This window comes from Qipengyuania sp. YIM B01966 (genome assembly GCF_016461955.1).
Lineage (GTDB): Bacteria > Pseudomonadota > Alphaproteobacteria > Sphingomonadales > Sphingomonadaceae > QFOP01.
Window position 1 is genome coordinate 1 of sequence record NZ_JADMNM010000018.1, and the last position, 9,277, is coordinate 9,277.

The window sequence follows — 9,277 nt, forward strand, 5'->3', positions numbered from 1 at the left end:
TGCCATTGGTGCTGACGGGGGACACATGGCCGACCAGCTCCGAAAAAGGGCATGCTAAGTGAAACGATAATCAACTCTGCTACAATGCTGCTCGCTGCATTGAGGAGGAGAATTGGCGTTTGCTTATCGCACCTGAAGATCCCGGTTCCGAAACCATTCGGGTGCCTGTCCTCAAGGTCTTTGACGGCGATGGCTTCCTAACCCGTATCGACAACCCCCGACGAGGAGCAAGCCTTGAAGTGACAATCAGGCTGGGGTTCATCGATGCTCCGGAGATGGAGCAGCCTGGCGGCATCGAAGCGCGTGACTTCCTTCAATCGCTCATTGGCGGAAAGCATGTCGATCTGGCCATTCTGATGAAAATGGACACTGGCGGCATTGTCGATCGACACAAGCGGATCGTAGCCGTGCCCTATTTGCAGATGGATCAGAGCAATGAGGCTAACGACCCGGCTTCCCAGCTCGGGCAATTCTTTCGGGGACTGACTGCTCCATCTCACCGCAACATCGAATTGGAAATGATCCTCAATGGATGGGCATGGGTGCTCGATCGCTATGGACCCGATGAAAGCTACTTCGAGGCGCTTGACGATGCTCAGCGAAATCGACGCGGCATCTGGGCAAATGACGACAACGTTCATCCGTGGGAATTCAAAAAGCAGCGCTACAGGGCTCGTCGGGCGAAACCAAAGCCTGCTCCTCAAACGCCTCTCTTCGACGTACCTGAGTCAGCGATCTCGTGTCCGATGAAAGGCTGCGATGGCCAGATCGTCGAGAGGAGCGGGCGTTTCGGGCGTTTTCTCGGATGCACGAATTTTCCGAGATGCCGTCACTCGCGCAATTTGAATGGATGACTGGAGTGAGCTCTAAGGGATCGCAGCGATGTCCGAGCGCGTCTGCAATCGAGGGGCTCTTATCCCGCAAAACGCGATTTTTGAAAAATGCGGGATAAATCGCGGATTGGCCCTCTGCGTTCTTCCTATGTTCGAACATTCTTGTTTTGCTAACGCATGAAGCGTATATTCTCACCCTGAGATCGATTCCGCAGGTTTAAGATGAGCAACCTAACTGCACAGGTTCTGGCAACGGTGAACGCCCCCTATGGGGCGAACCATTCCGCTCATCAACTCGCTGCGCTCATCGCTGACCCATCGAGTGTGGAAACGTGTGACGCCAGCGTCTTCGCTTTCTTCTCGGAAGTGGCACCAGCGATCCAGAAAGCCTTCATGGCTGAAATGAAGGTCAATGAGGATATGGCGAAAGCTGTCGCTAGCCAATTTTCCAAGATGGCTGGGTACTCGCTGCCTCTGGCAGCCTGAGAAAGTGATCTCGCCTCGACAGCAGCCGAGCCAATGGCCGCTTCTATTTGATTTGGCATCCGACATCATCGCGCGAACCACCGAAGCCGTTGGCCGCGAGCCAGATTGGTCGTTCGGAGGTGGGACTGCATTGATGCTCCAGATCGATCATCGCGAGAGCCATGACATCGACCTCTTCCTTTCCGATCCCCAATTCCTCCCTTACCTCAATCCCGAGACGCAGGGGTTTGAACTCGAACGAATGCCGGACACCTACAAAACAGACGGCGCAGGTTCCCTCAAACTGATCTTCGAGGACATTGGTGAAATCGACTTCATTTGCTGTGCCGACATTACGCCAGAGCCATCACAGGTCAGTGAGCTACGGGGGCGAACAATCCGGCAGGAAACTCCGGCAGAGATAGTTGCTAAGAAGGTCTACTATCGCGGTGCATCGATGCAGCCACGCGATATGTTCGATATCGCGGCCACCAACGAAAAGCTGGGCCAAGACTACGTGATCAATGCCCTCCGCGAATGTGGAGTTGATCGATGTGCGAATGCCCTTCGAGCTGCGGAGAATATGAAGCCTGAGTTCGCTAGCTCAATCATCAAGCAACTCATGTACCGCGATCATAACGGTCACTTGGTTGAGGAAGCGCAGGCGATTACAGTGCAGCTGTTGCGTGCAACGCTAGGCGCCTAGGGCTCCCCTCGCTCCGCCCCAATATCCGCCCATTCAAGAACCAGCTTGTCACCCTTCACACGTGGCAAGGCCTTGCGTGGAATGAGCTTCCCGCGAACCTCGAAGTCAGACGTGATTTTGACCAGAAAGACCATGCTGAAGTTCCGTCTGAGGTTCAGCGTGACCCGGTCATTGCTCTTGAAAGGCGTGATTGTCTTGACCTCGACCAGGTCATTGCCGAGCCGTCCGTCAGATCCTTGAGCGTAGTTGCGGTGCAACTTGATGCCGTGCGTGATCGCCCCGTAGAGTTCTCCGATATCGCCATACACCTGAAGGTGCTTCCCTGTGTGAAGGTGATAATCTTCAGCCGTGGCGATCAAGTTCTCGAAAATCGAGACCAGCGATAGATCGGCATTGGGATATTTTGCCCGCCATTCCTTATACTGGATTTGCTCGTTGATCTCGTCCCAACTGATCCATTCGCCATCATCCCAAATGGCATTGTCCGGCCCAAGTTGCTGCATCCGTAATTCCGCTAACGTGTAAAGATTTTCGCGTTTTCTTTGCATGTCCGCATCAACGTGCAAAGCGAAAGAGCGTTTGCTTGTCATGTAGGCTCAAGCTGCGATTCGCGCGAAAACCGGTCTCCCGCTGCACCAGAACAGTAGAATCGGTCCTGCATTGGCCCGAAGCGGACACCAGCGGGAAAAATTCTTCCAGTCCCGGACTGTCCATAGCGATCCAACATTGTCCATCCGCCAGTGTGGAACGGCATATGTTCTATTTTTGTTCTTTCCTACATCATTGCGATTCGCATAGCATTGCTCGCGTCACCGAAGCTTGGTGGCGCTGAGTTGAACGTCTTATCGCACAGTCCGCAACGGCAATTTGAAGGACAACCCATCGTCGTGGGGGAACACGGCTTCGGTGACAGAACCTTGAAGCAAAGGAGCCTGTCGTGCCGAATACTGAATTACTCACCTGCCATGAGGTCATGCGCCTCACGGGCATTCGCAGCCGGACAACGATCTGGCGACGCATCCGCCGGGGTGCCTTTCCTCATCCCATCGACATTGGCGGCGGACGTATCCGCTGGCGTTCCACTGACATCGAGGAGTGGATCGAGGCCCTCCCCCTGCGCAGCTATTGACCCCTCCAAAGCGGGCAATGGCCCGCAGAAAGCCAATCCCCCATGTCTATCCTTTCCCTGATCAACGCAGTCCTGCAGAAGCATAGCTGGCTGATCGCCAGCCTTCCGATTGACGAAGAAGATCGCACGGCCCAGCTCATCAATTTGCTCGTCGAAGACAACGCCGATGGGCGCGCCCGTCGCCACACGTTGCAGCCCTGGCTCTGGTACGAACGCCCTGTCCGCGAGCGGTTTGAGGGGCAAGATTGTTGCCTCACTGTCGAGGGCCCGATCTACAGGAGCCGGGACGGAACCGGATATCCGCTCGGCAGCCAGCTTCGTACCGAATTCGGGTGGCTTGACCTCACGCCAGAAGAGACCAACGCGATCGCAGATGAGGTTCGGTCCGCAATCGACTTGACCCTGCTTCGCTGGTTCACGCGCCCCGATATGGCGGATCGCCGGTTGCCTTCACGCCAGTCCCGCGAACGGTATTTCGACGACGATGTCGCTCGAAATCTGATCCTGTCTGCGACGCCTCCAACGGCAAGCATGGAGCATGACGCACATGCCAATTGACCGGAGAAAGGCTGGAGAAAGAAGGGGCCACGATACTGCGTATCGGACCCGCAATTTTCATACACACCCCACGCACGTGTGCATCGAGGATTTCTGCGGCTTCTGGAGCGCGCGGATAGCGCGCTCACCGAAACGAAGCGTTCACACCCTCGCAATTCTGCCACTTCCAAAGCGCGCTTCGAGCGCGCGCGGGAGGTGATCATGGCGAGCCACATCAAGCGAACCATCCGCCTCAATCCTTCGCAGGCACGGTCGCTGTCCGGCATCGCCGACCGGCGTGGAATGTCGGAGTATGCGATGCTCCTGAAGGTGATCGACGCGGGCTTCCTTTCGGTCCTGCACGGCACCGACAAAGAGACTGATCTTGCCGAACTGGCGCGCGAGATCGGGGCAATATCGGAGCGCCTCGCCGAGACCGAACGGGTGCTCGACCGCACCCTGTTCACCGCCTGCGCGGCCTACGCCTACGCCCGCCATGCCGCGCTGGGAACGAAGAAGTCCGACGAGACAATTGCAGCGGAAGCGCGCGCCGCATTCGAGCGTCAGCGCTCGCTCGCCCTGGAGATTGAGCCATGAATTCGAACATCGACTTTGTCACCCGCGCCCATGCCTTGTGGCGTGTGCGCATGGCGCAATGGCAGCAGCGTTTTCGCTTCTTTTCGACGATCACTCTTGGTGCAGCGGGGGCCGGAGCATTCATCGCCCCGCAGTTCTTACTGCATGGCCCCGCGATAACGACCGCATTGCAGTATGCATGGGCCAATGTGCTGACCTTGCTGGGCTCGCTGACAGGCACCGACATCAAGATGAACATAGCAATGGAGGGCCAGCGCTGGACCGTTTCCGCCGTCTGGTTTGCCTCTGAACCGCTCTTCACCGATACCTTCTGGCAGGTCGTCAAAGTGATTGTTGGCGGTGCAGTCACTGGCTTTGTGATAGGCCTGTTCACGGTTTGGGTCCTCCAGCGTACCATGTCCGAACAAGGCAAGGATACGCTCGCCGACCGGGTCATTGGCGGCACCCGCGTGGCGGATGAAGAGGATGTCGCCGCACAGACAACATTGCTCTGCGGCAGCGACGCTCTGCGCATCGGCCCGGTCCCCGTCCCGCGCCGGATCGAGACCCGTCACTTCGCCTTTCTCGGCACCACCGGTAGCGGCAAGACCACCGCCCTTCGCCAGATGCTCGACAGCATCGAAAGGCGCGGCGAATCGGCGCTGGTCTATGACACATCGGGCGAGTTCATCGCCCACTATTACAACCCCGCGCGCGGCGACATCATTCTCAATCCTTTCGATGCGCGCTCCGCCTTCTGGACGCCCTTCGACGAGATATCGCATCCCGCCGATGCCGACCGGATAGCGCGCCAACTTGTATCGGAAACCAGCAGTCAGGATGACGATGTCTGGCTCGAAACAAGCCGCATTCTTGTCGCCAACATGATCCGCTCGCTCTGGTCGGAAAAGAACTGCAGCCTCGAAGCCTTGCTTGAGGCCTTGCAGGTCAAGGACAAGGAGCAGTTGAAGGAATGGCTGGGGCATACGTCGTCTGCCCGCACCTTTGCCAACGACGCCGATCGCGCCACCGGAAGTGTGCTTTTCATGCTCGCCAAGGCCGCGAATCTGATCCAGTTCCTCAAGGTCGAAGACGAGGGAGAGGACCGCTTCGCCTTCCGCGACTTCATCGCCAAACTCAACGACTGCGAGGGCGCGAAGCCATGGATCTTCGTCCCTCGCAAGGAAGACTACTTCGAAGCTTCCAAGCCGCTCATGGCATGCTGGCTCGAATGCGCTGCGAGTGCGGTGCTGGGTCTGTCGCCATCGCCGAGCCGCCGCATCTGGTTCGTACTCGACGAGCTGGCTGATCTTCCACGCGTCGAGAACCTGGCTCGTCTGCTGCCAGAAGGAAGAAAGTTTGGTGCGGCGATCGTGCTCACCTTCCAGGCGCTCGGTCAGATGCGCAATCGCTATGGCGCGAACATCGCCGAGGCCATGCTGGCATGCTGCAACACCAAGTTGTTTCTGCAAACGGTCGATCAGGAAACGCGCAAATGGGCGAGCGAGACCATCGGCCAGTGCGAGGTGGAATTGCGCGTTGCCACCGACACGCTGTCGATTGGCAGTGAGGTGCCGCGTACGACCATCGCGACCCAGCGCCACTTCCGCCCCGCCGTGCTCGAAAGCGAACTGCGGCTCAGTCCACATCAGGGTTATCTGCTACTTCCCGATGGCCTGCCAGTCGCGCGCATTGGCCTTACTGCGGATCACATCACCCGGCGTGGGAATCCGCGTCAGCCCGGTTATGTGCCAGGCGATCCGGCGGGCACGCTTTGGAGCCGGGTCAGCGAGATCGCAAAGGGTGCCGAGCCCGACGCCAAACCGGGACCGGTCTGATGGTTGCATCGGTCTCGGCGCTGTCGAGTGCCGGTCAGGCGGCCAGCTATTATGAGGCCGACGATTATTACACCGAAGGCGGCATGGCTCCGTCCGAATGGTTTGGCGAGGCAGCAGAGAAGCTGGGCCTGTCAGGCGAGGTCGATCGCGAGAAGTTTGCCGAGTTGCTCGAAGGTCGAGTTGCCGGACAGCAACTCGGCACCACGCGCGATGGCAAGGTCGAACACCGGCCAGGCTGGGATATCACCCTTTCGGCGCCCAAGTCGGTCTCGATCATGGCCGAGGTTGCCGGAGACAAGCGGCTGATCAAGGCGCATGGCGCGGCGGTGAAAGTGGCGCTCGCCCATGTCGAGAAGCACATGGCGGCAACCCGGATCAGACAGGGCGGCGAAGTCCGGCGCGAAGTGATCGGCAATCTCGCCATCGCAACCTTCCGCCATGCAACGAGCCGGGCGCAGGACCCGCAGCTGCACACCCATGCGGTCGTGATCAACGCTACGCAGGACAAGGATGGCAACTGGCGCAGTCTTGAACCCCGCGCCTTCTACCAGCTGCAAAAGGAAATCGGCGCGATCTACCGCCAGGAACTGGCGCACGGTATTACCGCGCTGGGGTACAAGATTGAGGCCGGGAAAGACTCGCTGTTCGAGATCGCAGGGGTTTCGGAGAAGGCCATTGATGCGCTCAGCCAGCGCACCGCAGCAATCGATGCCCGGCTTGCCGAGCGCGGCACGAGCCGCGCGGAAGCCAGTGCCGCCGAAAAGCAGATCGCCGCGCTCGATACGCGCGAGGCCAAGACCAGTGCGGATCATCGCACCTTGCGAGCCGACTGGCGGGCGACTGCCGATGCCAACGGGTTCGACAAGGCAGCGCGAGACAGGCTGATCAGTCAAGCCAGAGAGCGGGCCAAGAGCAGCGAAGCAACCGCCAGCCCGGAAATGCTGGCAAGGCAGGCGGTGGCCTGGGCCGCTGCAAAGCTGTCTGAGCGAGAGGCCGTTTTCGCGGCCAGCACGCTGGCGCGCGAGGCTGGTCACTTTGCCTTTGGCAAGGCAGGGCACAGCACAATCAGCGCAGCGATTGCCGAGGCCGGAGAGCGGGGCGAACTCGTACCGCGCACTTTCCTTGACCGGCGCGGCGCGGAGTTTGCCGGGTTCACGACGCCGCAGGCCATCGCAATCGAGCGCACCATGCTGCGACTGGAGGAAGCGGGGCGCGGTATGGCGCAATCGCTCTCAACTCCGCTAGCGGCAGCACGAACCATCGAACGCCCGGCGCGGCAGTCGGCACGATCCGGCTATGCCTGGACCAAAGACCAGAAGCGGGCGACCGCAGACCTGCTCACCTCGCGGGACCGCGTCACTGCTGTCCAAGGCTACGCCGGGACCGCCAAAACCACCACAGTTCTCGCGACCTATGCCCGTGAGGCCCGGCGTCATGGGCTCGCCGTTACTGCGCTTGCGCCGACAGCATCGGCGGCGACCGTTCTTGGGGAAGCGCTCGGCCTGCGTGGCGATACGGTGGCGCGGCATTTGCTGGCACCCGAGGCAAAGACGGCGGGCCAGGACGCTGTCTGGATTGTCGATGAGGCCTCGATGCTTTCAGCTTACGACATGGCAAAGCTCTTGACCCGTGCCGACAAGGCAAGAGCCCGGCTTGTTCTGGTCGGCGACGTCAAGCAGCTGGGCTCGGTCGGCGCGGGTGCCGCCTTTGCCCAGTTGCAGCAGGCAGGCATGGCGACCGCGAAACTTGCCGACGTGGTCCGGCAGACCAATGCCGCGACCCGCGAAGCCGTCATGGCCTCGATAGAGGGTCACGCGGGTAAGGCCCTGGCCGCGCTTGAACGTGGCGACGGCAAGGTGATCGAGGGCGCAACGCCAGATGAGCGCCTTGGGGCGATGGCCCGACACTATCTGACTTTGTCGCCCTCAGAGCGCGCGCGAACCCTGGTCATCGAGCCATCGCGCGAGGGCCGCGACAAGCTCACTGACATGATCCGCACGAAACTGACCGGACGCGGCGAGCTGTCAGCGGAGGCCGTCCTGTTCCACGCGCTTGAAGCGAAAGGCCTGACCCGTGCCGAAGCGCGCGAGGCAGCCAGCTACTCCATCGGCGATGTTGTCCGGTTCAGCCGCGACTACGCCGCTAAGGGCGTGCGCCGGGGCGAGAGCCTTGCGATCGCCGATGTCGATCCTGAACGCGGGCGCATTGCTCTGGAAGGCCGCGATGGAAGGTCGGTTGACTGGCATCCTCGGCAGTGGGGTGCAGGCAAAGCCGAGGTGTTCGAGCCCAAGTCGATGGAACTCCGCATCGGCGACCGCGTGCAGTTCACGCGCAACGACCGCGAGGCCGGGCGGGTCAATGGCCTTGGCGGGTCCATTACCCGCATCGATTCCGACCGTGGCCGGGCAACCGTGAAGCTCGCCAACGGACGCGAGCAGAAGCTCAATCTCTCTGATCCTCGCGACACTCACTTGCGCCACGGCTATGTCCAGACCGCCCACGCCGCGCAGGGCCAGACCGCCGAGCGCGTCCTGATCCACGCCGATAGTCGCTCCACCAATCTGGTCGATCAGAAAATGCTCTATGTCGCGCTGTCGCGCGCCAGGGCCGAGGCGGTGGTTGTAACCGACGACAAGGACAGGCTTGTTCGCGCGATCTACGAACGTGCGGGCGAGAAGCAGACGGCCATGACCGTGAGCGCTCCCGAGGCCGGAAAGTCAAAGGCAATGGGTGCTGGGTTGGGCTGATCAAACGCCTTGGCGGTGGCAGGCCATGGCGTCCCTCGCCCTGCCGTTGGAATGAACTGCTCCTCTTCGACAGCCCGTACCGGGCGGGATCAACAGCCCGCCCGCTCCATTCGGGCTCACGCCCTCCCGTGTTGCCTGTTTCGCGTAACCGCTGACCCGTCCGGCCAATCCGGCCCGTCCCTTCATCCGCGTTCCCAACGATTGGACGAAGGATTTTCACCATGGCTAGCACCACAACCGCCAGCATTTACGACACGATCACCAACCAGATCATCGCCGCCCTTGAACGCGGCACCGATACTTTCTCACTCCCTTGGCATCGCAGCACCGCCCCGCTTTCGCGCCCCATGAATGCAGCGACTGGGAAAGCCTATCGCGGCGTCAACGTCCTCGCCCTCTGGGCCAGTGCCGAAGCGCAGGACTGTCCCCCGTCAGCACCAATGGCA

The 9,277-nt window shown here is 60.3% G+C and carries 10 protein-coding genes; 9 read left to right on the forward strand and 1 reads right to left on the reverse strand.

Features of this window, described 5'->3' with window-relative positions; all coding sequences use genetic code 11:
* Positions 1-119 precede the first annotated feature (119 nt).
* The 3 genes from ILT46_RS11695 to ILT46_RS11705 all read left to right on the forward strand — a co-directional run bounded on the left by ILT46_RS11695 (position 120) and on the right by ILT46_RS11705 (position 2,004).
* Positions 120-854 (forward strand): thermonuclease family protein, encoded by a 735-nt coding sequence (locus tag ILT46_RS11695; protein WP_199504824.1) that lies wholly within the window; start codon positions 120-122, stop codon positions 852-854.
* Between the two features lie 201 nt (positions 855-1,055).
* On the forward strand, positions 1,056-1,319 hold the full coding sequence (locus ILT46_RS11700; protein ID WP_160771022.1) for a hypothetical protein: 264 nt from the start codon (positions 1,056-1,058) through the stop codon (positions 1,317-1,319).
* 4 nt (positions 1,320-1,323) lie between these two features.
* Entirely contained in the window at positions 1,324-2,004 is a 681-nt protein-coding gene (locus ILT46_RS11705) for a nucleotidyl transferase AbiEii/AbiGii toxin family protein (RefSeq protein WP_370592434.1), read from the forward strand.
* On the opposite strand, the gene ILT46_RS11710 is transcribed toward ILT46_RS11705, so the two are convergent.
* Positions 2,001-2,594, reverse strand: a complete 594-nt coding sequence (locus ILT46_RS11710; RefSeq protein ID WP_199504826.1) for a hypothetical protein — start codon at positions 2,592-2,594, stop codon at positions 2,001-2,003. The two genes, ILT46_RS11705 and ILT46_RS11710, sit on opposite strands and share 4 nt — an antisense overlap.
* 347 nt (positions 2,595-2,941) lie before the next feature.
* On the opposite strand from ILT46_RS11710, the gene ILT46_RS11715 reads away from it, so the two are divergent.
* The 6 genes from ILT46_RS11715 to ILT46_RS11740 form a co-directional block, all read left to right on the forward strand.
* A complete protein-coding gene (locus tag ILT46_RS11715) occupies positions 2,942-3,133 on the forward strand; it encodes a helix-turn-helix transcriptional regulator (protein WP_087910441.1) in 192 nt (63 codons plus the stop codon).
* Positions 3,134-3,175: 42 nt separating this feature from the next.
* Entirely contained in the window at positions 3,176-3,691 is a 516-nt protein-coding gene (locus ILT46_RS11720) for a hypothetical protein (RefSeq protein ID WP_199504827.1), read from the forward strand.
* A gap of 201 nt (positions 3,692-3,892) precedes the next feature.
* Positions 3,893-4,267 (forward strand): hypothetical protein, encoded by a 375-nt coding sequence (locus ILT46_RS11725; protein WP_199504828.1) that lies wholly within the window; start codon positions 3,893-3,895, stop codon positions 4,265-4,267.
* Positions 4,264-6,084, forward strand: a complete 1,821-nt coding sequence (locus ILT46_RS11730; protein ID WP_199504829.1) for a type IV secretion system DNA-binding domain-containing protein — start codon at positions 4,264-4,266, stop codon at positions 6,082-6,084. The genes ILT46_RS11725 and ILT46_RS11730 overlap by 4 nt, the downstream gene beginning before the upstream one ends.
* Positions 6,084-8,831, forward strand: a complete 2,748-nt coding sequence (gene mobF / locus ILT46_RS11735; RefSeq protein ID WP_199504830.1) for a MobF family relaxase — start codon at positions 6,084-6,086, stop codon at positions 8,829-8,831. The genes ILT46_RS11730 and mobF overlap by 1 nt, the downstream gene beginning before the upstream one ends.
* A gap of 221 nt (positions 8,832-9,052) precedes the next feature.
* The coding region (locus ILT46_RS11740; RefSeq protein WP_199504831.1) for an ArdC-like ssDNA-binding domain-containing protein at positions 9,053-9,277 on the forward strand (225 nt) is incomplete at its 3' end.